Origin of the sequence: Streptosporangium sp. NPDC000563 (assembly GCF_040299985.1) — a bacterium.
In the GTDB taxonomy this organism is placed as follows: domain Bacteria; phylum Actinomycetota; class Actinomycetes; order Streptosporangiales; family Streptosporangiaceae; genus Streptosporangium.
Window position 1 is genome coordinate 402997 of the sequence record NZ_JBEPDA010000002.1, and the last position, 22957, is coordinate 425953.

Annotated in this window: 23 protein-coding genes; 12 read left to right on the top strand and 11 right to left on the bottom strand. The window is 69.9% G+C overall.

From position 1 onward, the window contains the following. Positions 1–170: 170 nt before the first annotated feature. The 3 genes from ABT352_RS10210 to ABT352_RS10220 all read left to right on the top strand — a co-directional run bounded on the left by ABT352_RS10210 (position 171) and on the right by ABT352_RS10220 (position 5885). The gene (locus ABT352_RS10210; RefSeq protein ID WP_350944089.1) at positions 171–2057 is read left to right on the top strand and encodes an ABC transporter ATP-binding protein; all 1887 of its coding nucleotides are present in this window, start codon (positions 171–173) and stop codon (positions 2055–2057) included. Then, positions 2054–3769, top strand: a complete 1716-nt coding sequence (locus tag ABT352_RS10215; RefSeq protein WP_350944091.1) for an ATP-binding cassette domain-containing protein — start codon at positions 2054–2056, stop codon at positions 3767–3769. Before ABT352_RS10210 ends, ABT352_RS10215 begins: the two co-directional genes overlap by 4 nt. A 115-nt stretch (positions 3770–3884) precedes the next feature. Then, on the top strand, positions 3885–5885 hold the full coding sequence (locus ABT352_RS10220; protein ID WP_350944093.1) for a prolyl oligopeptidase family serine peptidase: 2001 nt from the start codon (positions 3885–3887) through the stop codon (positions 5883–5885). A 63-nt stretch (positions 5886–5948) separates the two neighbouring features. Here ABT352_RS10220 and ABT352_RS10225 read toward each other — a convergent pair whose 3' ends face one another. Further along, positions 5949–6974, bottom strand: coding sequence for a glycoside hydrolase family 113 protein (locus tag ABT352_RS10225; RefSeq protein WP_350944095.1), 1026 nt, complete (start codon positions 6972–6974; stop codon positions 5949–5951). Between the two features lie 160 nt (positions 6975–7134). Between ABT352_RS10225 and ABT352_RS10230 the strand changes: the two genes are divergently transcribed. Continuing rightward, positions 7135–7746, top strand: a complete 612-nt coding sequence (locus ABT352_RS10230; RefSeq protein WP_350944097.1) for a TetR/AcrR family transcriptional regulator — start codon at positions 7135–7137, stop codon at positions 7744–7746. Positions 7747–7817: 71 nt separating this feature from the next. Here the strand turns inward: ABT352_RS10230 and ABT352_RS10235 are convergent, their stop codons facing one another. Both ABT352_RS10235 and ABT352_RS10240 read right to left on the bottom strand, forming a co-directional pair. Next, positions 7818–8729, bottom strand: coding sequence for an oxidoreductase (locus ABT352_RS10235; RefSeq protein ID WP_350944098.1), 912 nt, complete (start codon positions 8727–8729; stop codon positions 7818–7820). A 54-nt stretch (positions 8730–8783) separates the two neighbouring features. Next, on the bottom strand, positions 8784–9152 hold the full coding sequence (locus ABT352_RS10240; protein WP_350944252.1) for a MerR family transcriptional regulator: 369 nt from the start codon (positions 9150–9152) through the stop codon (positions 8784–8786). Between the two features lie 127 nt (positions 9153–9279). Here ABT352_RS10240 and ABT352_RS10245 point away from each other — a divergent pair, with 127 nt between their 5' ends. From ABT352_RS10245 to ABT352_RS10265, 5 genes are all read left to right on the top strand, one after another. Then, positions 9280–10353: an alkene reductase gene (locus tag ABT352_RS10245; RefSeq protein WP_350944100.1), complete on the top strand. Its 1074-nt coding sequence runs from the start codon at positions 9280–9282 to the stop codon at positions 10351–10353. Between the two features lie 355 nt (positions 10354–10708). Continuing rightward, a complete protein-coding gene (locus tag ABT352_RS10250) occupies positions 10709–11239 on the top strand; it encodes an EF-hand domain-containing protein (RefSeq protein WP_350944102.1) in 531 nt (176 codons plus the stop codon). Positions 11240–11288: 49 nt separating this feature from the next. Further along, complete coding sequence (locus tag ABT352_RS10255; protein WP_350944103.1) at positions 11289–12359, top strand: isocitrate/isopropylmalate family dehydrogenase; 1071 nt, start codon at positions 11289–11291, stop codon at positions 12357–12359. After that, on the top strand, positions 12356–12979 hold the full coding sequence (locus tag ABT352_RS10260; protein WP_350944105.1) for a cysteine hydrolase family protein: 624 nt from the start codon (positions 12356–12358) through the stop codon (positions 12977–12979). The genes ABT352_RS10255 and ABT352_RS10260 overlap by 4 nt, the downstream gene beginning before the upstream one ends. Then, a complete protein-coding gene (locus ABT352_RS10265; protein ID WP_350944107.1) occupies positions 12949–13824 on the top strand; it encodes a class I SAM-dependent methyltransferase in 876 nt (291 codons plus the stop codon). The genes ABT352_RS10260 and ABT352_RS10265 overlap by 31 nt, the downstream gene beginning before the upstream one ends. A gap of 57 nt (positions 13825–13881) precedes the next feature. Here the strand turns inward: ABT352_RS10265 and ABT352_RS10270 are convergent, their stop codons facing one another. The 5 genes from ABT352_RS10270 to ABT352_RS10290 all read right to left on the bottom strand — a co-directional run bounded on the left by ABT352_RS10270 (position 13882) and on the right by ABT352_RS10290 (position 18276). Beyond that, entirely contained in the window at positions 13882–16275 is a 2394-nt protein-coding gene (locus tag ABT352_RS10270; protein WP_502992853.1) for a HelD family protein, read from the bottom strand. Between the two features lie 218 nt (positions 16276–16493). Next, positions 16494–16778, bottom strand: a complete 285-nt coding sequence (locus ABT352_RS10275; RefSeq protein WP_350944109.1) for a DUF3817 domain-containing protein — start codon at positions 16776–16778, stop codon at positions 16494–16496. Next, the gene (locus tag ABT352_RS10280; protein ID WP_350944111.1) at positions 16775–17260 is read right to left on the bottom strand and encodes a hypothetical protein; all 486 of its coding nucleotides are present in this window, start codon (positions 17258–17260) and stop codon (positions 16775–16777) included. Before ABT352_RS10280 ends, ABT352_RS10275 begins: the two co-directional genes overlap by 4 nt. After that, the gene (locus tag ABT352_RS10285) at positions 17257–17574 is read right to left on the bottom strand and encodes a hypothetical protein (protein ID WP_350944112.1); all 318 of its coding nucleotides are present in this window, start codon (positions 17572–17574) and stop codon (positions 17257–17259) included. Before ABT352_RS10285 ends, ABT352_RS10280 begins: the two co-directional genes overlap by 4 nt. A 42-nt stretch (positions 17575–17616) precedes the next feature. Continuing rightward, positions 17617–18276 carry a DJ-1/PfpI family protein gene (locus ABT352_RS10290; protein WP_350944114.1) on the bottom strand — a complete coding sequence of 220 codons (660 nt, stop codon included), beginning with the start codon at positions 18274–18276 and terminating at the stop codon, positions 17617–17619. A 123-nt stretch (positions 18277–18399) separates the two neighbouring features. Between ABT352_RS10290 and ABT352_RS10295 the strand changes: the two genes are divergently transcribed. Continuing rightward, on the top strand, positions 18400–19353 hold the full coding sequence (locus tag ABT352_RS10295; RefSeq protein ID WP_350944116.1) for a GlxA family transcriptional regulator: 954 nt from the start codon (positions 18400–18402) through the stop codon (positions 19351–19353). Between the two features lie 284 nt (positions 19354–19637). Here ABT352_RS10295 and ABT352_RS10300 read toward each other — a convergent pair whose 3' ends face one another. From ABT352_RS10300 to ABT352_RS10310, 3 genes are all read right to left on the bottom strand, one after another. After that, the gene (locus tag ABT352_RS10300) at positions 19638–20135 is read right to left on the bottom strand and encodes an HAD domain-containing protein (RefSeq protein WP_350944117.1); all 498 of its coding nucleotides are present in this window, start codon (positions 20133–20135) and stop codon (positions 19638–19640) included. 205 nt (positions 20136–20340) lie between these two features. Beyond that, a complete protein-coding gene (locus ABT352_RS10305) occupies positions 20341–20790 on the bottom strand; it encodes a hypothetical protein (RefSeq protein ID WP_350944118.1) in 450 nt (149 codons plus the stop codon). 219 nt (positions 20791–21009) lie between these two features. Further along, entirely contained in the window at positions 21010–21294 is a 285-nt protein-coding gene (locus ABT352_RS10310; protein WP_350944119.1) for a hypothetical protein, read from the bottom strand. Between the two features lie 199 nt (positions 21295–21493). Between ABT352_RS10310 and ABT352_RS10315 the strand changes: the two genes are divergently transcribed. Both ABT352_RS10315 and ABT352_RS10320 read left to right on the top strand, forming a co-directional pair. Beyond that, positions 21494–22063: a GNAT family N-acetyltransferase gene (locus ABT352_RS10315; protein ID WP_350944121.1), complete on the top strand. Its 570-nt coding sequence runs from the start codon at positions 21494–21496 to the stop codon at positions 22061–22063. 258 nt (positions 22064–22321) lie between these two features. After that, positions 22322–22870: an LGFP repeat-containing protein gene (locus ABT352_RS10320; RefSeq protein WP_350944123.1), complete on the top strand. Its 549-nt coding sequence runs from the start codon at positions 22322–22324 to the stop codon at positions 22868–22870. Positions 22871–22957: the final 87 nt, after the last annotated feature.

Sequence of the window (22957 nt, forward strand, 5' to 3'; positions counted from 1 at the left end):
ACGCCCAGCAACCTGAGCCTTCTGCTCTGCCACTAGTAAGACCCCGTGCCCGGGACGGCCAGCGACGGCGGCCGTCCCGGGCACTCCCGTTCCGGGAGGGGCCGGAACACCAGGAAAGCCCGGGAGTTCGAGGAAACCCGGGAAGCCGGTCGGTTCAGGAAGGTGCGAACGTGCGAGCAGCGGATCGGCTGGTGGCCGACACCGTACGGCGTGGCGGACCCTGGCTCGCCGTCCTCGTGGCCACCTCCGTCCTGGGCGCCTTCGCGCAGCTCGCGCTCCCGCTCGTGCTGGGCAGGACGGTCGACGAGCTCGTCACCGGCGCGCCCGGCGGCACCGGAGCGGCGACCTGGCTCGGTGCCTGCGCCGCCGCCGTCACCCTCACCGTGCTCTGCGACGCCCTCGGCGTCTGGGCCTCGGGATCGAGCGGCGCGCGGTCCTCGGCCTGGCTCAGGAACCGGGTCGTACGGAACGTGCTCGGCGTCGGGCCGACGATCACCCACCGGTTCCCCGAGGGAGACCTGGTCACCCGGATGGGCCTGAACACCGAGGAGATCGGACGCGCCCCCGAGTCGATCGTCACCGGTGCCGCGCTGGTCATCCCCACCGCGGGCGGCATCGTGGCACTCACCCTCATCGACCCCCTGCTGACCGTGACACTGGTCGCCGGGCTCGTCCTCATCGCCCTCGTCCTGCGGGCCTTCCTCACCGTGAGCACCTCGATAGCGGGCGACTACCAGGCGGCGCAGAGCGACATCGCCGCCCGCCTCGTCGACGCCCTCGCCGGGGCCCGTACGATCGCCGCGGCCGGTACCGCCGACCAGGAGCGGGCGCGGGTGCTGACCGCCCTGCCCAGGCTGCGCGGCCACGCCATGGACATGTGGCGGGCCAACGCGCGGGCCGGCGTGCAGGCGGGAGCGGTGGTCCCGCTGCTGGAGGTGGCCGTGCTCGGGGTGGGCGGGCTGCGCCTGGCCGCCGGGGACCTCACCGCCGGAGAGCTGTACGCCGCCGCCCGCTACGTCGTGCTCGGCGCGGGTCTCGGCTCGGCGCTGGGCTACATCGGCAGTCTGGCCAGGGCGCGGGCCGCCGCGGCCAGGGTGCAGGAGCTGGTCTCCGAGAGCCCGCGGGTCTACGGTGGGCGCTCACTGCCCGCCGGTCCCGGCACGCTTGAGCTTCGCGGCGTCGACGCGGGCGGCCTGCACGACGTCGATCTCGTCATCCCCGGTGGGCAGGCGGTGGCCGTGGTCGGCCGTTCGGGGGCGGGCAAGTCCCTGCTCGCCGCGGTCGCCGGACGGCTGGTGGACCCGCGCCACGGCACGGTACTCCTCGACGGCGTCCCGCTGCCCGACCTCTCCCGCGAGGCGCTGCGCCGCGCCGTCGGGTACGCCTTCGAACGCCCGGCGCTGCTCGGCGAGACCGTCGGCGCCGCCGTCGCCCTGGGGCTCGACGCTGCCACCCCCGGCGCCGGGTGCGACGGCCGGCCGGGTGAGAAAGGCGAGGTCGTGCGGGCGGCGGCGCGGGCGGCCCGCGCGGACATCTTCGTCAGGCGGCTCCCCGGAGGGTACGACACACCGCTGGAGGACGCGCCCATGTCCGGAGGCGAGCGGCAGCGGCTCGGCCTGGCTCGTGCCTTCGCGCAGGGGGTGCGCCTGCTCATCCTGGACGACGCCACCTCCAGCCTCGACACCGTCACCGAACGTCAGGTCGCCCGCGCGCTGTCGCGGGAACTGCGCGACCGTACGCGGCTGATCGTGACCCACCGGGTGGCGACCGCGGCGGCGGCCGACCGGGTGATCTGGCTGGAGGAGGGCCGGGTACGGGCGTGCGGCGGTCATCGCGCGCTCTGGGCCGACCCCGCCTACCGCGCCGTCTTCCAGGCGGACGCCTCCTCCGGCTCCGGGGCCGGCGCGTCCTCCCCGGCGGGTGCGCCCTTCCAGGCCCGCGTCCCTTCTCCGGCGAACGCGTCCTCCCTCGCGGCCCCACCTTCCCCAGGGGATCCGTCTTCCCTCGGGGACCCGTCTTCCCGGACCGGCACGTCTTTCCAGGCGGGTACGTCGTGAATCCCTCGGACGTACGCGTCGCCGGCAGGCCCCTGCGGCGGGCGCTCAGGAGGGACCCGTACCAGCTGGTCAGGCTCGCGGGCTGGTCCGTCGCGGAGACGGCGCCCTCGCTCGTCATCGGCCTGGCCATCGCGCGGGCGATCGACGACGGCTTCGGCACGGGGCGTCCCGCGACCGGGTTCGCCTGGCTCGCGCTGCTCGGCGGCGCGTGGCTGCTCGCCGCGGTCGGCGCCCGGCAGGTGGTGATGGCCGTCGCCTCGATCGTGGAGCCGTTCCGCGAGGAACTGCTCGCGCACGTCGTCGACGACGCGCTGCGCCACTCGGTCATGTCCGGGCGAGGGCCGGGAGCCGCCGCGGTGGCCCGCTCCAACCTCCAGGTCGAGCTGGCCCGCGACGCCTTCGCCTCGGTCATCACGGTGGTGAGGTCGTTCGCGTTCACCGTGGTGAGCGTCGTCCTCGGGCTCGCGACCCTCGTGCCCGAGGTGCTCGCGCTGGTGCTCCCCCCCTTCGTCGCGGGCCTTGTCGTCTTCCTGCTGTCGCTGCGCGCCCTGGCCAGGCGGCAGCGGGACTTCATCCTCGCCGACGAGCGCACCGCCGAGGCGCTGGCCACCACGGTGGGCGGGCTGCGTGACATCACCGCCTGCCGGGCCGAGGAGCGGCTGGCGGACGACGTCGGCCTGCGGGTGGCGGAGCAGGCCCGCGCGGCCCGGTCGCTGGCGCGGGTGACCGCGCTACGCACGCTGTCGCTCGCGGTGGGCGGCTGGCTGCCGGTCCTGCTGGTGCTGTTCGCGACCCCCTGGCTCGTAGGCGAGGGCGCGGGCGCCGGGGTGATCCTGGGCGCCCTCGCCTACGTCACGCAGTCGCTCGCGCCCGCGCTCGGCAACCTCGTGGAAGGGCTGGGCATCAACGGGGTCCGGCTGCGGGTGGCGCTGGGCAGGCTCCTGCGCGACGGCGAGCCGCCCGCGCGGGCGCGCGGGCGGCTCGCGGCGCGGGGCGGGGGGGCCGAACTGCGCGGCGTGACGTTCGCGTACGGCCCGCACGCGGAGCCGGTGATCGACGGCCTGAACCTGGTGATCCCGGAGGGGGACCACATCGCCGTCGTGGGTCCCAGCGGCATCGGCAAGTCCACCCTCGCCGCGCTCCTGACCGGTGTGCTCCCGCCGAGGTCGGGCGAGGTCCTGGCGCGCGGGGTGCCCGCGGACCGGCTCGACCCCGCCGACCGGGTACTCATCCCGCAGGAGGCGTACGTCTTCCGCGGCTCCCTGCTGGAGAACCTGACCTACCTGGCCGGCGCCTCGCGGGAGGCGGTGGACGACGCGGTGACCGCGGTCGGCCTGACGAACCTGGTGGCGCGGCTGGGCGGATACTCCGCCGAGATCCACTCGGGGTCGCTCTCCCCCGCGGAACGACAGCTGGTCGCCCTGGCCCGCGCCTACCTCGCCCCGGCCCGGCTGGTGATCCTCGACGAGGCGACGTGTCACCTGGACCCGGCCGCCGAGGCCCGCGCGGAGGAGGCGTTCGCCCGCCGTGGCGGCACGCTCCTCGTCATCGCCCACCGGCTCACCTCCGCCCTGCGCGCCCGGCGGATCCTCGTCATGGACGGCACCAGCGTCCGGCTGGGCACGCACGAGGAGATGCTCGCCACCTCCCCGCTGTACGCGGACCTGGCCGGACAGTGGGATCCGTCGAGCACCCAGGAGCTGGTGCCTTGACCTCCCCGCCCTCCTTGACGTCCTCGACCTCCTTGCCCCTCGCGACCCGCACACCCTGCTCGCCGTGTTCCCCGCCCAGGGCCGAGGCCCGGGGACCTCACACCGGAGGAATTCGATGATCTACCCCCCCGCGGAACGGCACCCGGTCGTCGACCACCTGCACGGTCGCGCGGTTCCCGACCCGTACCGGTGGCTGGAGGACCCCGACAGCTCGGCGACGCGAAGGTGGACGGCCGCCCAGGGGGAACTGTGGCGCGAACACGCCGGCACGCTGCCGGGACGCGACCTGTGGCACGCGCGGGTGGCCGCGCTGACCGGGGCCGGAACGGTCGGCACGCCGATGTGGCGGGGCGGGAGCCGGTTCTTCCTGCGTCGTACGGCCTCCCAGGAGCACCCGGTCCTCTACCGCACCGACCCCGGCGGGGCGGAGGAGACACTGATCGACCCGATGGAGCTCGACCCGAGCGGGCTCACCACGCTCGACCACTGGCAGCCCGACCTGGACGGCAGGCTGGTGGCGTACCAGCTGTCCAGGAGCGGGGACGAGCGGTCGGAGCTGCGGGTCATGGACGTCGCCACCCGCCGGGTGGTGGACGGCCCGATCGACCGCTGCCGGTACGCGCCCGTGGCGTGGCTGCCCGACGGCAAGGCGTTCTTCTACGTCCGTTCCCGCCAGGTCCGCCTGCACCGGCTCGGCACCCCCGCCGAGGACGACGCGGTGATCATGGGTGAGGAGCGCTCGTACGGCCTGGGGATCAGCTACAACGGGCGCTGGCTCACGGTCTCGGCGATGGCGGACGGCGGCAACGACCTCTGGCTCGCCGACCTGTCGTCCTCCTCCCCCGAGCGCCCCGACCTGCGGGTGATCCAGCGAGCGGCGGGCGCGACGACGGCGCCCGCCGTCGGCCGCGACGGGCGCCTGTACCTGCTCACCACGCTGGACGCGCCCCGGGGACGACTGTGCGTGGCCGACCCGGCGCGGCCGGGTCCCGAGTACTGGGTCGACCTGGTCGAGGAGGATCCGGAGGCGGTGATCGGCGAGTTCGCGATCGCCGACCAGGCGCTCCTGGTGAGCTGGACCCGGCACGCGGTCAGCGAGATCAGCGTCCACGACGCGGTGACGGGAAACCGGCGAGGCCTGGTGCCGCTGCCCGGCCTCGGCTCGGCGAGAGAGATGACCACCCGCCCCGAGGGCGGCCACGAGGTCTGGTTCACCTACACCGACAGCGTCACGCCCCTGGGAGTGCACCGCTACGACACGCGCACCGGGCGGACGTCGCTGTGGAGCCCCGCGCCCGGCGCCGTGCAGGTGCCCGAGCTCGAAGCCCGCCAGGTGGTCTGCGTCTCCGCGGACGGCACACCGGTGCGGATGGTCGTGCTGGCCCGCCCCGGCTCGGGTCCCCGGCCGACGATCCTGTACGGCTACGGCGGTTTCGGGCTCTCGCTCACGCCGTCGTACTCCAGCTACATCCTGCCCTGGGTCGAGGCGGGCGGGGTCTTCGTCCTCGCCCAGCTGCGCGGCGGCGGCGAGGAGGGCGCGGCCTGGCACCGCGACGGCATGCTGGAGCGCAAGCAGAACACCTTCGACGACTTCGCGGCGGCGGCCGAGAAGCTCGTCTCCGACGGCTGGACCACCCCCGCGCACCTGGCCGCCTGCGGCGAGTCCAACGGCGGGCTGCTGGTGGGCGCCGCGCTGACGCGGCGCCCCGACCTGTTCGCCGCCGCCGTCTGCTCGGCACCGCTGCTCGACATGGTCAGGTACGAGCGCTCGGGCCTCGGCCCCGTCTGGAGGTCGGAGTACGGTTCGGCCGACGATCCCGAGCAGCTGGGATGGCTGCTCGGCTACTCCCCCTACCACCGGGTCGTCGACGGCGTCGACTACCCCGCGACGCTGCTTACCACGTTCGGCGGTGACTCCCGGGTGGACCCCATGCACGCGCGCAAGATGTGCGCGGCGCTGCAGGCGGCGACGTCGGGGACGCGGCCGATCCTGCTGCGCCACGAGGGCGACGTCGGCCACGGCTCCCGCTCGGCGGGCCGCGCCGTCGACCTCGCCGCCGACATGCTCGCCTTCCTCGCCGCCCACACCGGCCTGGAGGTTTTCGAGACGCGGTAGACGATCCCGCCCCCCTCCGATCCGGTGTCGCGCGAAGACCGGATCGCCTCGGTATCGGCGCCCTCAGTCGCGGTAGCGGTCGGCGAGGGCGGCGAACGCCGCCTTGGGCTCCCACGGCATGTCGGGGTAGGTCCGGCCGGGACGGTCTTCGAGCACCTTGACCAGGCCGTAGCTCGCCATGTCGAAGTCCTCGCGAGGGTCCTCGCGGTGCGGCAGGTTGTAGGACGCGAAGGTGCACCAGAACGCGGTGTCGACACCCTCGGCGGCGAAGACCTCCAGCGACTCCCTCAGGTATGTGACCTGCTCGGCCTCGTCACGGATGTAGTCGCCCTTCAGGCCGATCGCCTTCGCACCGTCCCATTCGACCATGAACATGCCACGCGCACCCAGGTCTGCCGCGCCCCGGTGGGTCGTGCACCCGAACTCGGTGATCGCGACGGGCTTCCCCCGCGCGACGAGGGAGCGGATCGCCTCGGCGTACTGATCGGCCACCTCGATCGACGTGTAGGCGTCGACCGAGACGATGTCGAAGGGCGTCCAGTCGATCCGCTCGGACGGCAGCGCGGCGTAGGTGACCTTTCCTGCGAACCGGTCGCGGACCGCGCTCACCGCCTTGGCGAGGAAGTCGTCGAGGAGGGCGGGGACCCGCGCCATCACCTCGCGCAGGCGATGCGGCTCGGCCAGCAGGGCGAGCCGGTCGGCGAGGGTGTCGCCGGGCAGGAACCCCTTGGTGAACAGGGTGAGTTCGGCGCCGGTGACGAGGACGACCTCGGCTCCCCTCCCGCGTAGCCGCTCGGCGCGTTCGGCGCAGTCGGCGAGGAAGGTGAGCAGCTCTTCGGTGGTCAGGTCGCAGGTGAACGGCGAGAACCAGACCTCCAGTCCGGCGTCGGCGGCGTGACCGGCGGCGATCTCCAGCCGGTCCGGGTCACCGCCGGTGATCCGGACCGCGTTGCAGTGCAGGTCCTCGCGAATGACGCGCATCTCCCGCTTCACGACGTCGGGGTCGAACGGTTCGCGGGTGCTCGGCCCCGCGTCGGCGAGACCGGTGTCGATGAAGCCGGTGTCGTAGGTGATGCCCTTGCCTCGCATGACTCGTACCCTTCTCAATGCCGATTGGATACCGCCGCACGTCAGAGCACAGACTCTCCGACGGGGAGGCATTTACGGTACTCATCGTACCTTAATCGGATGACAGCGCCGATTTTCGGCGGAAAAACAAGGTACACAGAGTACCCACTAAGGAGAGAAGATGACCGAGGAGCCCACCGCCGCCCCGACCAGGCGGCGCGGCGCCGCCCTGGAGCAGGCGATACTCCGCGCCGCGGTCGACGAACTCCTCGAATCCGGATATTCGGGCCTAAATATGGATAAAGTCGCCAGCCGAGCCGGTACCAACAAGAACGCGATCTACCGCCGCTGGCCGAACCGGGCCGCGCTCAGCATCGCCGCCTACCGGCAGCTGAGCGCGGCCTCCGCACCACTGCCCGACACCGGCGAACTGCGCGGCGACGTGCTGGAGCTGCTGCGTGGCGCGAACCGCCACTGGTCCTCGCCCACCGGCGACATCCTGCGCAGCCTGCTGTCGGGCGTCGCCGACGATCCGGAACTCCTCGCGCAACTCCACGAACAGTCCGGCGACGCCGGGTCCGGCATGTGGTTGACGATTCTCGGGCGCGCGGTGGCCCGCGGCGAGGCTCCGCCCGAAGTCCTCCACCCCCGGGTGGCCACCGTCGCCGTCGTACTGCTGCGCAACGAGTTCGTCACCCGCGGAGTCCCCACCGTGCCCGACAACGTCCTCGTCGAGATCGTCGACGAGGTGTACCTGCCCCTGATACGCGGACACCGCCGGACCCCGGACTGACCCTTCGTCACCTCACCCGCCGTCGCGGAGCCGTACCGGATCCAGGTCGTCGCGGACCCGGCGAGGGTGCTTCAACGTCCACTCCTCTGGACGGAGCCGAGACGGGTCATCTCCTCCTCCGAGAGCCGCAGGGCGCCGGCGGCCACGTTCTCGGCCAGGTGGTCGGGGTTGCCGGTGCCGGGGATGGCCAGCACGTGCGGCCCGCACCGCAACGTCCAGGCCAGCCGTACCTGCGCGGCCGTCACGCCGTGCGCGCGTGCGACGGCGAGCACCTCCTCGCTCTCGGCGACGCTCGCTCCCGCCTCTCGCCCGGTCCCGGCGATCGCGAAGAAGGGGACGAACGCGATGCCCTGTTCCCCGCAGGCGCGCAGGAACTCGTGGTCCTCGGGCCGTGCGCCGATGCCGTAGGCGTTCTGCACGCAGACCACCGGCGCGACGGCCTGGGCCTCGGCGAGGTGCGCGGGCGTGACGTTGGAGACGCCCAGGTGCCGGATCATCCCGGCGTCGCGCAGGTCGGCCAGCGCACCGAAATGCTCGGCGATCGAGCCGGGCGCCATGCTCCGCGGGATGCGCAGGTTCACCACGTCGAGGTGGTCCCGGCCGAGCTGGCGCAGGTTCTCCTCGACCTGGCCGCGCAGCTGCTCCGGCCTGGCCCACAGCCACTCACCCGACGGATCCCGGCCAGGCCCGACCTTGGTGACGATGACCAGGTCATCGGGGTACGGCGCGAGCGCGCTGTTGATCAGCTCGTTCGCCGAACGCAGCGCGGAGAAGTAGAAGGCCGCGGTGTCGATGTGGTTCACCCCGAGCTCGACCGCACGGCGCAGCACGCCGATCGCCCGGCCCCGGTCGCTCGGGACGCCGTTCCCGAACGCCGCACCGCTCTGTGTCAGGCGCATCGCGCCGAACCCGATCCGGTTGACCGGCAGGTCGCCGAGCTCGAAAACGCCCGCGGCCGCGGCGGTTACCGTCTTTGCGGTCATCGAATCTCCTTGTGCGTGGAGCCCCGCCTGCGGGCGGGGGAAGGAAGTCCGGGATCAGTGAGTCGTCAGTCGATCGCGGTGCGCTCGATTGGCGTCGATGAGCCGGTCGAGGGCGTCGCGGGCACTGAGGATCTCCTTGATGTGCTGGTCGATCCGGCCTCGCTCGTACACCAGCCGCTCGAACGCCTCCTCGGAGTTCTGCTCGCTGGGCGAGTCGACGCACGGCAGCAACTCGACGATCGTACGGCTGGAGAGCCCGGCGGCGTACAGCCGCTGGATGAACACCACCCGCTCGACCTCGTCGTCGGTGTAGTGGCGCTGGCCGCTGGAGCTGCGCGTGCTGGTGAGCAGCCCCTGCTCCTCGTAGTAGCGCAGCGACCGGACGCTCACCCCGGCCCTCGACGCCAACTCGCCGATCCGCATCGCGCCTCCCATCGAAAAAACCTCGGCCGAACACTTGCCTCTGACGTCAATGTCAGGTCTTAGCGTAATCGTCGTGTCCAGCCGACGGACGCGACCGTTCTCAGGAACCTCGGAAAGGCGTACGCAGATGACGACCCTGTTCGACCGCTACCGGTTCGGTGCGCTGACCCTGCCCAACCGCGTGGTGATGGCCCCGATGACACGGGTCCGCGCGGGTGCGGGCGGCCTGGCGACACCCTCGATGGCGACCTACTACGCCCAGCGCGCCACCGCCGGGCTCATCGTGACCGAAGGGGTGCAGCCCAGCCTGGTCGGGCAGTCCAATCCGGGCACCCCCGGTCTGTACACCGACGAGCAGGTCGCGTCCTGGCTACCGGTCACCGACGCGGTCCACACCAACGGCGGTCGTGTCTTCGCCCAGATCATGCACGGCGGCAGGGTCTCCCATCCCGACACCACGGGGACGCGGCCGGTGGGCCCCTCGGCCGTTCCCGCCACCGGGGAGGTGTTCACCCCGACAGGCCCCAAACCGGCGCCCGTGCCACGGGCGCTGGAGACCGCCGAGGTGCCCGAGCACGCCCGGTCCTACGCCGAAGCCGCCCTCCGGGCCGTCGACGCCGGCTTCGACGGCGTGGAACTGCACGGCGCGAACGGCTACCTCATCGCCCAGTTCCTCTCCAGCAACGCCAACCTGCGCACCGATGTCTACGGCGGATCGATCGCCAACCGGATCCGATTCGCCGTGGAGGCGGTGTCCGCGACCGTCGAGGCGGTCGGAGCGCACCGGACGGGCATCCGGCTCTCCCCCGGCGCGGGCATCTGGGGCGCGCAGGACACCGACGTCCCCGCCCTGTACGGCGCGCTGCTCGCCGAACTCGCCCCCCTGGACCTGGCGTACGTCCACCTCGAGGCCACCGCCGACGAGGACGTGCTCGTCGGGCTGCGCAAGTCCTGGCCCGCCACGCTCGTCGTCAACCCGGTCTTCCCGATGGGCCCCCGGCAGACCGACAGGGCAGCCGCCGACCACTGGCTCGGCCTCGGCGCCGACCTGATCAGCTTCGGCCGCGCCTTCATCGCCAACCCCGACCTCGTGGAACGGCTGCGCCAGGGGCTCCCGATCGCGCCGCACGACGAGTCCACCTGGTACCAGGGCGGCGACGCCGGCTACCTCACCTACCCCGCCTACCGGCACACCGCCTGAACCCGAGCCGCATCGGTCCTGTGCGAACAGCCACGCCCGCTGCGCACGCGGCACGGGCCGCGACGGCGTGTGCAGCACGCCCAGCCGCTGGGTGGCACAACACCTTTTGCCCGCGCCCGCATCGCCACCACGCGAGGCCGAACAGCGGGCGGCCAACCGGAACGACCCAAAAAATGACTGGAACAATTAGGCTATTTAATGCCTTGGCGTAATTCGTTCCATTATTAACATTTGACTTCTTTTGGTCGCAGATCACGATGTAAACGTACGAGTCACGGCCCCACATAATCGTGTACAGTCGAGGCCACGATTTCCCTCTTCGTTTCGAGTGGCGACCAAAGAAAGGTCATGCAATATGCAGAAAGAAGCAATTGATCGAGTAGGTCTTGTCTTCACCCTGCTCGACGCCGACGGCACCGGCTTCCTGGAGTCCGACGACTTCGAGCTCATGGCGAGCCGGGTCGTCGAGGCGGCCTCCGACTCCGACGACGCGACCAAAGCCGCCATGCTGGCCGCCTTCCGGGGCTACTGGGCGGCCCTCTCCTCCGAACTGGACGCCAACGACGACGGCCGCATCAGCTTCGAGGAGTACGCCGCGTGCGTCCTGTCTCCGGAGCGTTTCGACGCGGCGATCAGCGACTTCGCCGAGGCGCTGGCCGAACTGGGCGACCCGGACGGCGACGGGCTCATCGAACGGCACGTCTTCATGGCGCTCATGACGGCCATCGGCTTCGAGCGCGCGAACATCGACGCGCTCTTCGACGCGTTCGGGCCCTCGGAAACCGACCAGATCACGGTCTCGGTCTGGGCCGCCGGCATCAAGGATTACTACCGCCCGGAGAAGGCCGGAATTCCGGGCGACCATCTGGTCGGAGGACTGATCTGATCGAGACAACGGCAGCCTGACACCCCTGGCCTTCGATGAAGGAGTACACGTGAAACTCGTTATCGGACTTTCCGTCGGCCGGGGAACGGGTCCCGAGCTCGCGACCGTCTTCGAGCGGGTGCTGGCCGGAATCGCCGATGCGTATTCGGTTGAAATCGGTGTCACCCGGTCACAAAGGCTCTATCACTCCTACTCATCACTGAAGGCCGGCACCGACGTCGAGCGGGTCCGTGAACTCACCGGGGAGGACGCCGATCACTACGCGGACTTCTGCCGCACGCTGGCCGCTCTCGGCGTTCCCGCCGTCTTCCGCACGGCTGTCAACGCCCAGTCGCTCTACCTGGTCCGCCGACGCCTGCAGGCGGTGAAGGTCGACGTCATGACCACCCCGGAGGCGTCACTACTGCTGGTTCGGGACCAGGCCCAGGGCTTCTACACCGGGGAGAACACCCACGTCCCAGGCGCGCTGGTCCGCACCATGGCGTTCAGCCGGGAGATCACCGAGAAGGTCATCGCCTTCGCCGTGCGGCGTGCGCGGCAGGAGTGGCCGGACGGCGGAATCGGCCAGATCGTCATGGCGTACAAGTTCCACCTGCTCGACGGGGCCCTCGACGAGTGGGTCGCCGAGAGCGCCGCGCGGCACGGCGTCGAGATCCGCCTGTTCCAGCCGGACACGGTGAACCGCAACCTGATCGAGCACGGCCCGCATCCCCGCACGCTGATCATCGCGGGCAACGAATGGGCCGACATCATGCACGTGGTCCTGCTGGACCGCTTCGGCTCCGAACGCCAGGAGAACCGCTGCACCGAGAACGTCTATCTACATCCCGACGCGGCCGGACTGGTCGAGTACCAGACCGTGCACGGCTCCGCCGACGACCTGGCCGGAACGGACACGGTCAACCCGGTGGCGACCGTACGCGCCGCGGCGGCGATCGCCGAGCGGCACGCGGGCTGCGCCGGAGCGGTTCGGCTGGTAGAACGCGGTCTCGAATCACTCGGCCGCCGAGGCATCGGCACTCCCGACCTCGGCGGACGGCACTCGACCACCGCCATGGTGGACGCACTGCTCGACGCGCTGGAGCCCGCGGGGCTGCCGACCGCGGCGGTTAACTCATGACCACCGCGCTGGTCGTCGTGGACCTGCAGAACGACTTCTGCGTCGGACCGACCGCTCACGCCCGCTACTCCGGCGACCCCGCGACCCTGGAGTCCGTCGCGACGCGCACCGCGCTGGCCGTCGACCGGGCCCGTGCCCGCGACATGGAGGTGATCTTCGTCCGGTTCGTCGGCGACGCCGAACATCAGGGTCCGAGCTGGCGGCGCCGGGATCGCATACAGAACAAGCCGCTCAAGTGTCAGGAAGGTTCGTGGGGCGCGGAGTTCCACCGGGTGTCACCTCTGCCGGGAGAGCATGTCTTCACCAAGCGAGCGTGCTTCGACGCCTTTCTCAGCCCCGGGTTCGAGCAGCACCTCGTCCACCGGGGCGTCGAACGGCTCGTCTTCGCGGGCCTGTACGCAGACGTCTGCGTGGACTCCACCGCCCGGACCGCGTTCCAGAAGGGCTTCCACATCACGGTGCTGACCGACTGCACCACCGGTCGGCACCTACCGGACGCGGACGTCATGCGCTTCATGGCCCGTCTCTATGGCGCTCACCTGAGTGCCCACGACCATCCGTGGGTGCCCCCGACCGGAGAGGAGGACGCGTGCCAGGTGTCGAAGGCGGCGTCGGCCTGACCGCCCTCATGGTCGCCGCCGCGCGGGCGATCGAGACCCACCGGCCCGACGCTCTGGCCGCCGACACCTACGCCGAGCACTTCGTACGCGCCGCCGAGGCGTCCGTGGCCTGGCCGGTCCGCCCGGCACAGGTTCCGGGCGGGGACGCCAACCCCCTTTGGGGCAGGCTGGGGCGCTACTTCGGTCTGCGCACCCGAGTCCTCGACGACTTTCTCATTCGCTCGGTCCACGGGAGCGCCCGGCAGGTCGTGCTGCTCGGCGCGGGCCTCGACACGCGGGCCTTCCGGTTCGGCTGGCCACCGGGCCGGGTCGTCTACGAGATCGACCGCGACGGTGTGCTGGCGTTCAAACACCACGTGCTCGACGACCTCGCCGCCGTCCCGACGACCACCCGGCGCCCGATCGCGGCCGACCTGCGCGAGGACTGGGCCCGGCCGCTGCTGAACACCGGCTTCGACCCGGCCGTACCGACCGCGTGGCTGGCCGAGGGCCTGCTGCTCTATCTCCCGTCGGCCGCCGAGCGGCGTCTCATCGACACCGTGGACCGCCTGAGCGCCGGGGGAAGCACCCTGGGCTTCGAGGTCAAGCTCTGGACGGAGTCCCCGCAGGTCCGCGCCAGTCCCGTCTACGTCGCGACCAGGCAGCAGATCGGCGTGGACCTGCTCGCCCTGTTCGACGGGGAGCCGCGCCCAGACTCCGCCGGCCGCCTGCGGGAGCTGGGCTGGTCCACCGCGATCCACACGCCCTTCGACTTCACCCGCCACCACGGTCGCGGCCCGCTGCCCGAACCGAACGACGCCCTGGCGAGCAACCGCTGGGTGTTCGCCGACAAACCCGGCGCGTAGGTCTGATCGGCTTCTTGGCTGCAAACACCTGATGGCACCACCGCGACCCGAGCCGCCTCAGTCCCGCACGGACAACTGCTTCCGCAGCGCACGCGGCACCGTCCACGACGACGTGTGCAGCACGCCCAGCCGCTGGGTGGCGCGGGTCAGGGCGACGTAGAGGTTGTTGAACCCGCGTGGCGACTCGGCCACGATCAGACCGGGCTCGACCACCAGCACCTCGTCGAACTCCAGGCCCTTGGCCTGCCGCACGTTCAGCACGACGACGGGCCGGGGCGCGTCGGGGTTCTCGCCGACCGACGCCTCCGGCACGCTCGCCGCGATCGCGAGTCCGAGCGGCTCCAGCAGCGAGTCCGGCACGATGACCGCGAGCCGCCGGTCGACCAGTCCTGCGGCCTCGGCCGCGACGACCTCGACCAGCCGGTCGGTGAGCTCCTCCTGCGGCACGCGAAGTGCCCATGGCCCGACCCCGCTCTCCCGTACCGAGACGGGTGCCTCAAGGTCGGCGTCGATCTCCGTCAGTACCTCGGCGGCGACGGCCATGATCTCCGCGGGCACCCGGTAGTTCCTGGTGAGGTTCGCAAGGCGCCAGCGGCCCTTGACGTAGGGGTCGAGCACCCGCCCCCACGACAGGGTGCCGCCCGGCTCGCCGCTCTGCGCGGTGTCCCCGACGACGGTCATCGACCTGGCCGGACATCTGCGCATCAGCAGCCGCCAGGCCATCTCCGACAACTCCTGCGCCTCGTCGACGATCACGTGCCCGAACGTCCAGGTCCGGTCGGCCGCCGCGCGCTCCGCCGAGGTGCGGTGGTCCTTCTCCTCGTGCCGCCCGGCGAGCGTCTCCGCGTCGATCAGGTCGTTGACCGTGAGGATCTCGGCCTCCTGGTCGTCCTCCAGGTCGGTGGCCCGCGACCCCATCGCGACGTCCAGCACTCCCTGCGCGTAGCGGACCCGCTCACGCCGTTCGCGCTCCCGCCGGATCCGCTCCGCCCTGGTGTCCTCCCCGAGCAGTTCGGCCGCCTCGTCCAGCAGCGGCACATCGGCGGGCGACCAGCCGCCGCCGGGCTCCCGCAGCAGCGACGCCCGATCCTCGGGGGTGAACCCCGGCGTCGCCGAGGCGATGCGCTCCGGCGAGCCGAACAGGTCCGTGAGCAGTCGCTGTGGCGTCAGGTCGGGCCAGAGCTCGTCGAGTGCCGCGAGGACCGCCTCGTCGGTGAGCATCTCCCTGCGGATGCCCTCCACCTGGTCGTCGTCCAGCAGGAGCTCACCGTCGAACGGATCGGTGGCGACGCGTTCGGCGTACTGCTGGGCGAGGGCTCCGCTGATCTCCCGTACCACGATCGGCCTGGCCGGGTTGTGCAAGAGGGAGGACCGCGCCAGGTCGCGTACCCGCTCGCAGGTCCGCCGGTCCAGGCGCAGTGTCTGTCCCTCGTACTCCACCTCAAGGTGGTCCTCGGGCACCCACTCGCGGTCGCGTACCGCGGCGGCGACCACCTCGGCCATCGCCGACCGGCCCTTCACCTCAATGGTCTCCGGTCCTTCCTCCCGTTCCGCGGTCACCCCGGGATACAGCTCGCCGATCGTCGACAGCAGCACGCTCGTCTCCCCCAGCGCGGGAAGCACGTTGCCGACGTAGCGCAGGAACGTCGCGTTCGGCCCGATGACCAGCACCACCCGCCGCGCCAGCTGCTGCCGCCGGGTGTAGAGCAGATAGGCCGCGCGGTGCAGCGCCACCGCGGTCTTTCCCGTCCCCGGCCCTCCCTGCACGACGAGCACTCCGGTGTGCTCGGAGCGGATGACACGGTCCTGCTCGGCCTGGATCGTCTGGACGATGTCGGCCATCCGGCCGGTTCTGCCCGCGTTCAGCGCGGCCAGCAGGGTGGCCTCGCCCGCCAGCCCCTCGTGCCTGGTCCCCGCCGCGGATTCGAGGTCGAGCACCTCGTCGTGGACCTCGATCACCGTACGGTCGCGGTCCTTGATGTGCCGGCGCCGCCGGACGCCCTCCGAGGTGACCGCGGTGGCGAGGTAGAACGGGCGGGCGGCCGGTGCCCGCCAGTCGATGAGCAGCGGGGCAGCGTCCTCGGCGTCCTCGGCGTCCTCTGCGTCCTTTGCGTCCCCGGCGTCCCCGGCGTCGTCGGTGCCTTTGGCAACGGATGCGGTGGTGGCGTCGTCGGCGAGCAGGCCCATCCTGCCGATGTGGCGGCGCTCGCCGTCGAGCATGTCGAGCCGTCCGAAGCACAGGCCGTGCTCGGCCGCGTTGAGCTGGGCGAGGCGTTCGGCGTGGGCGGCGTGGGCGGCCTCCCTCTCGACGCGCGCCTGAGCGTTGCCGCCGGTCGTCGCGAGCACCCGGGTCAGCCGTTCGGTGACGTGTTCGCGGAGTTCGTCGAGTCGGCCGTACAGCATCGACACGTACTCCTGCTCCTCGCGCAGCACCTCGATTGACAATGGCACTCCCCGTGATATAATTAACCAGTAGACGTGTTTGTTTTTATCTTTTGAACGGCCAGCAGTGTAGCTTTCGCCGACGTGCCCGTCTACTTTCTCCCCTCTTCAGTCAATGCCGGGCAGCGCCCCTTTTTTTGCGGGCCGATCCCCCTGGGCCCGAGCATCACCGGAGAAACGGCCGACGTAGTCTCAGAACGTGGCGTGACGAGGTGTCCTGCGGTCGCCTACAGTTCGTTGTCCAATGGCCACCGTTCCAGTTGCTCAGGTGACGCGGCTCGCGACGCGAGGAGGCCGCCGATCCCGGGAACGAGCGCGAGCCCCCACACTCTGCGGCGTCCGCCCATGACGAGGATGGCCGTGATGACCGTGGCGGTGTAGGCCAATCCGTGCACAGGGCCGAGGACTCGTGAGACTTCCGGCAGGTGAACGGTGACGATGTTGGTGAGCATCAGCACGAGCGTGACGAGTTCCACCGTGCCGACGATTCGCAGTATGCGACGCGAGTTCATAGTCCGACTCCCGTGGTCGAGCCGGGCCGGTAGATCATGAGGACGACGACGATCACCCACAGCAGGTTGAACACGCCTGTCAGCATTCCGAGTCGGCGGGCGATCCTGTCAGGCACCGCCTCGTCCACGTCGTCCGAGCCCGCGTCGAGCGTGCGGACGACGCGCGTCTGATCGGGCAGGATGAACGCGATCAGCAGCGCAGCGGCGGCGGCGGTCAGGATCATGGAGACGATCAACCATATGTCGTCCAGCACACCGATGCTCGCGCCGGTTGCGATGCCGAACACGGGAACGAGCACTCCGATCACCGTGTAGACGCGGGTGATGCGGTGCAGGATGCGCACCACGGCAACGTTCCTCGGGTCGTCGGGTGCGGCGAGGGCGAGGCGCGCGAAACGTGGGAGCATGCTCGCAGCGATGGCGACCGGGCCGATGGTGAGGATGACCGCGAGCACATGGACCGAGAGTAGGAACGCGCTCACGCGCCGGTCCGCTCGCCGGTCACGCGCGCGCGTGGCAGTCGCCCGGCGCGGGACTCGCCGGTGAGGGCATCGCCGTTGACGGTGACGTCGTATTCGAGGTTCAGTCGTAGCGGCTTGGTGATGCACTGTCGCCAGGTGACGCGCTGACCGTCCGGGCCGTCCTCAGCCGCGATATCCGTGAGGGACGTGGTTTCGCCGCCACCGCTCGCGCTACCGCGGATCACCCCATCCTCTTGCTCGAAGTGGTAGTCGGCTTCGATGGTGCCGACGGGTGTCTTCATACGCAGCAGCCAGGTTCCGGCGATGGTGCTCATGTGTTCGGGACTTCCGTTCTCTGAGGGATCGGGGTGAATGGATCAGGCCGCAAGCCGGCGCGCGCTCTTCCAGGTGGTCCCGCGGCGCTCGTATTCGAAAAGCTCCTCGACCGCGTGCGCGGTGTGGGAGCCGAAGTCGCGTTCGAGCAGGTACAGGGCGACGTCGAGGCCCGAGGTGACACCACCGCCGCTGATGAGGTCACCGTCGTCCACCACGCGTGCGCGGATGGTGTTCACTCCCGTGGCGTCGAGCATGTCGATGCCGAGCACATGCGTGGTCGCGGTGCGACCCTTGATGAGGCCGGCCATCGCAAGCGCGAGTGAACCCCCGCAGTGAGCCGCGACGGTGATGTCCGGGTTGTCGAGCGCGCGGCGCATCAGGGGCATCGCGTCGCTCGACGCGAACCGGCCCAGAAGAACGGGGATGGTCTCGTCTCCGGCATCGGGATCTCCCTCGACGGGACCGGCCGCTCCTGGGACAAGCACATAGCCGGGCGCATCAGGATCCAGCGCGGCGACGGCCGTGAGGGATATCTGGGGCGTACCGGATCGCACGATGCCGGGACCGCTCGCGCTGACGAGTTCCACCGCGAACGCTCCGCCGAGGAAGTCGCTGCCGGCGGTGAGCGCCTCGAACGGGGCGATGACATCGAGCGGGTCGAACCCGTCGAAGAGCACGAACTGGGCGCGGAGCTGAGGCACGGATGGTTCCTTTCAATGGACGGCTCCTTCCCATCCTCGCCTTCGCCGGCAGGTCAGACCAATGGCTATCAAGACATAGAACACCTGAATCCAGCCACACGCTGAGATGGCTATCATCCGAGGATGTACACGGTTGTCGTGCTCGCGCTTCCCGATGTGATCGCCTTCGATATGGCCACACCCATTGAGACCTTCGGACGCGTACGCCTACCGGACGGAAGGCCCGGATACCGGCTTGTCGTTGCCGGCCACGAGCAGTCGATCCAGGCAGGCCCCCTGCGCCTGGCAATCGATGAGGGACTGGACGCGCTCGAACGTGCCGACCTCATCGTGGTACCGGGGAGGAACGACCCGTTGCAGTCGTCGCCGCCCACGGTCCTCGCAGCCCTTCGTGCCGCAGCGGAGCGGGAAACACGGATCGCGTCGATCTGCGTCGGCGCCTTCACCCTGGCCGAGGCGGGCTTGCTCGACGGCCGGGACGCGACGACCCACTGGCTCGCCGCGGACCAGTTCGCATCCAGGCACCCCGCTGTCCGACTCAACCCCGACGTGCTTTACACGGACAACGGGAACATCCTGACATCCGCCGGCGCCGCATCCGGTCTCGACCTGTGCCTGTACATCGTCCAGCGCGACTACGGAACGGCGGTCGCGGCAGACGCCGCCCGCCTCGCGGTCGCGCCGCTGCACCGCCCGGGCGGGCAAGCACAGTACATCGTCCGGAACCGAGCGACCTACCGGACGACGACTCTTGAGCAGGCGCTCTCATGGATCGAGGCGAACGCGCACCGCGACGTGGTACTTGCGGACATCGCCGCCGCGGCCGGTATGAGCGTGCGCACACTGACCCGCCGATTCAAGGACGAGACAGGGCAGAGTCCTATGCAGTGGGTGTCGGGGGTGCGCATCCGTCACGCGCAGGAACTACTCGAAACCACCGACCACACCATAGACCGGATCGCCGCCCAGACCGGATTCCCGACGACGAGCAACTTTCGTGCGCAGTTCGGCCAAGTCCTCGGCGTCACACCGGGCGCGTACCGCAAGGTGTTTCGCCCACAGGTGTCCAGGACATGAACGGCCTTGGATACGAAAGGAACCACATCAGTCCTTCATCGTCTTGATGGTCACCGGGGCGTCGGGACTTGGCATGTCCGCCTAGGCTGCTGGCCTGCCAGCGGGCGCGGAGCCTGCCCGTACCGCCGCTCCGGAGCCTTCCCCACCTGGAACACCAACGCCTCCGGACCCATCGAAGCCAGAAACGTCCAGGACCTGCTGGCTCAGATCAACGACACCGAACTTCAACACCCATCATCAGGAGGATCTTCCAGCCTGCTGGGCACACGAAAAGGGGCGGGGGCTTACAGAGCTCGAAGCCATCGATCAAGGACTGCGAAGTCTTCGTCCGCGAGTCCTCGGTATGACTCCACGCGGTGGAGGAGAGCCCGGCCGCTATGGTGCCTGGAGACCCACTCCCTGTCGGCGTCGGTGATCTCGTCGTCGACCCAGGCGAATGGGCGTCCGTCCGCCCACTCCACCAAGGTCCGGGTCTTCCAGCAAAGCCCGAACCATTGGTCTTCACGTTCATGCCGGCCGTTTGACTCCGGCCAGCTCACGACAGGCAGCCGTGGCAGCCCGACTCGGGGCGCTATCTCGGCATTCGCCGCGTCTTCCCAGGTCGTCGCCCAGACGAGTTCACAAGGCAGCGCCGCCAGCCGACGCCCCGTCTCGGAGGTGAGCCGCGCCAAGCCGGAGTCCGGTGCGGTAGCCCGTGGTGCGCGTTGCGGGTCCTCCCCAAACGGGAGAAGTGGCCCGTCGACGTCGAGGAAGAGCAGCGGGCGTACGGTATGGCCGGTCATACCGCGATGACCTGGTCACATTCGATGAGTACGCTGCGCTCGAAGCGGGCTCCGGCACGTAAGAGAGCGACCAAGCGGGGCCCACAACGCATCGGGACTGTCAAGATTCCTCTAGAAGCTCGGCGGCGGCCTTGGGATCCATGATGTTGGACCAGACCTGTTCTGCGGGCAGGAGGTCACGTTCGGGCAGTGCGTATTCGGGGAATCAGCCGTCCGTCTCGCAGCCGGGAACCCGGCCCAGGATCATCGCGACCAGGTTCGCCGGGACTGAGCCGGTAATGCGAATCGCCGCGTAGGTTTCGTTGCCGTTGTCGGCGCGGACCTGGATCCCGAGGCGGAAGCCGGAGAAGTCAGCAGCGTGTTCGTGGCCGTCGTGCAAGGATCCACGTGCGAGAGCGCGGATCGTGGAGTTGAGTCGTAGGGCGAATCTGGTTGCCGCTTCGAGCTGGTAGCGGTCTTGGTCGTCACGGGTGGGTAGGAGATGCCCGCTGTAGGTGCCGGTGGTCAGGGCATGATCGTGCTCGGCGTTGTAGCGGGCACGGGCCGCTTTCCCACTGGTTTCCAGAGCGGTGTAGAAGTCATCGTTGGAGCCGTCTTCGCGGGTCCCGGCGGCGACCATCCACATTGGGATCTCGGCCTCGGGGTCGTCCGCCATACGGCTCCGCGCCAGCGTTGCACCTTCACCTTGAACAGCACCACATCATCGATGGCACGGATGCGCTCATGCGCGGCGCCAAGATCGGCAAACTGCTCGGATGCCTTGTCCAACAGCGGGTGGCAGACCATGTCCAACGGAGTCCGCGCGGACGGTATGGGCAGTTTCAGGTCGTCACGGAGGACGCGCAACGTAGGACGGACGCGGTGCATGGAGATTTCATTCCTCCCAATCGCCGGTGCCACCGAGTTCGTTGATGCGGTCGGGCGTCAGGCCAGTGAGCAAGGACACGTTGGACGACAAGGAGCCGTCCAGGACCTTCATCGACTCGATCATCCCGCGGCGGATCTGTTCGCGCTGCTGGTCGAGGTAAGTGCGGACCGCTGCAGCGACCAGGTCTTTCTTGGTCATCCCAAGGAAGTGGGCTGCTTGGGAGATCAGTTCGTCGGTCGCCGGGTCGACTTTCAGCGGTGATTGCCGCTTGGCCGGGTGGGGCATCGTCATGACTTCCTCCTTTCCGCTCCCACGGTACCCAGGTACCTCAAGGTAGGTAAACATCAGGTGAAGTGCTCCAGAGATTCCGGACAGCCTCCCAACATCGGGGAGCGCATGTCGAAGGTGGTCACTCCGGCCACCGGGCGCTGGAAATCCGCGCCGCCTCTCGTCGACCCGTCGCATGATCCCCGGTGGTTAGGATCGCGGCATGCCCGCCTTCCTTGAGACCGAGCGGCTCGTGTTGCGGCCGTTCACCGAGGCCGATGCCGAGCATCTTCTCGCGCTGGACAACGATCCCGACGTCATGCGCTTCATCAACGGTGGCCGGGCGACGACTCTTGAGACGATCAAGGCACGAAGCCTGCCACGGCTCCTGCATGTTCACCCGTGCTTCGGGACCCGTGGTTACTGGGCCGCGGAGGAGAAAAACGGCGGTGTCTTTCTGGGCTGGTTCGAGTTCAGGCCCCTGGCCGACCACAGCCCCGCCGTGGTCGAACTCGGCTACCGCCTGCACAAGGCCGCCTGGGGCAACGGCTATGCCACGGAAGGGGCGCGAGCCCTGATCCACAGGGGGTTCACCGACCTCGGAGTGGAACGGGTGACCGCGAACACCATGGCGGTCAATGCGGGATCCCGGCGGGTGATGGAGAAGGCGGGCCTGTCGTTCGTCCGAAGCTTCACCGAGGACTGGCCGGAGGCCATCGAAGGTTCCGAACACGGTGACGTCGAGTACGAACTCACCCGGGCCGAGTGGGAGCAACGAGGCCGGGACAAATAACCCTGAGCTTCCCGTGGCGACCCGGCTCTGGGTGCTGTCTCGGCATTCGCCTCGTCCGAGTGGTGCCCATGCTTCATGCCTGAAGGCGTGGGTCGCGTCGCGATCGCGGATCGTCCGGCTTGATCCGGGCGCCTTGTGATCGCGGTTCGCAAGTCTCCGTAGGCGGTGCTCAAGCCTCCGGTAAGCGGGACGCCGTATCACTGGAGGACGACACCCGCAGCGAGCAGAACGGCGGGTCTCACCTTCCAGGAGTCCACCATGAACCGTCGCGCGATCCTCTCGGTGACCACCGCCCTCGCCTCGGCCGCGGCCCTGGCCGTCGCCCTCCCCGCCCACGCCGAGACCACCAAGGCGAGCGGCTGCAGCATCCAGCCGTACGGTCTCATCGGTGCCCGCTGGGCCCAGCTCGGCGGCGAGAACGGCAAGCTCGGCTGCCCGACCACGACGGAGCGCGACATCTACCAGAACAACGTCGGCTGGGCGGGCCGCCGCCAGACGTTCGCCCGCGGCCAGATGGCCTGGTCTCCCAAGAACGGCCCCAACCTGGTGGTGGCCGCCTGGTCGAGCAACGGCTACGCCTACTTCGACTGGCGCACGACCGATCGCGCCTTCGACAAGTTCCTCGTCCGCTGGACCAGTGCCGCCGACCCGAACGGCGCCCAGGAGGACTTCATCGGCGGCATCCGGGGGCGCTCCTACACGCGTATCCGCACCAACAGCGGCTACCGCTGGAACGTCAAGGGCTGTGACACCGGTGTGTTCGGCTCCAGCTGCCAGAAGACCTGGACCATCTCCGTCACCGGCTGACCTGCGATGGGCGACCCTTCGCATCCGCCTGCCGTCGGTGCGATGCATGCGGGTGTCGCGGGTTTCGTTTCCTGGCCGGCTCGTCCG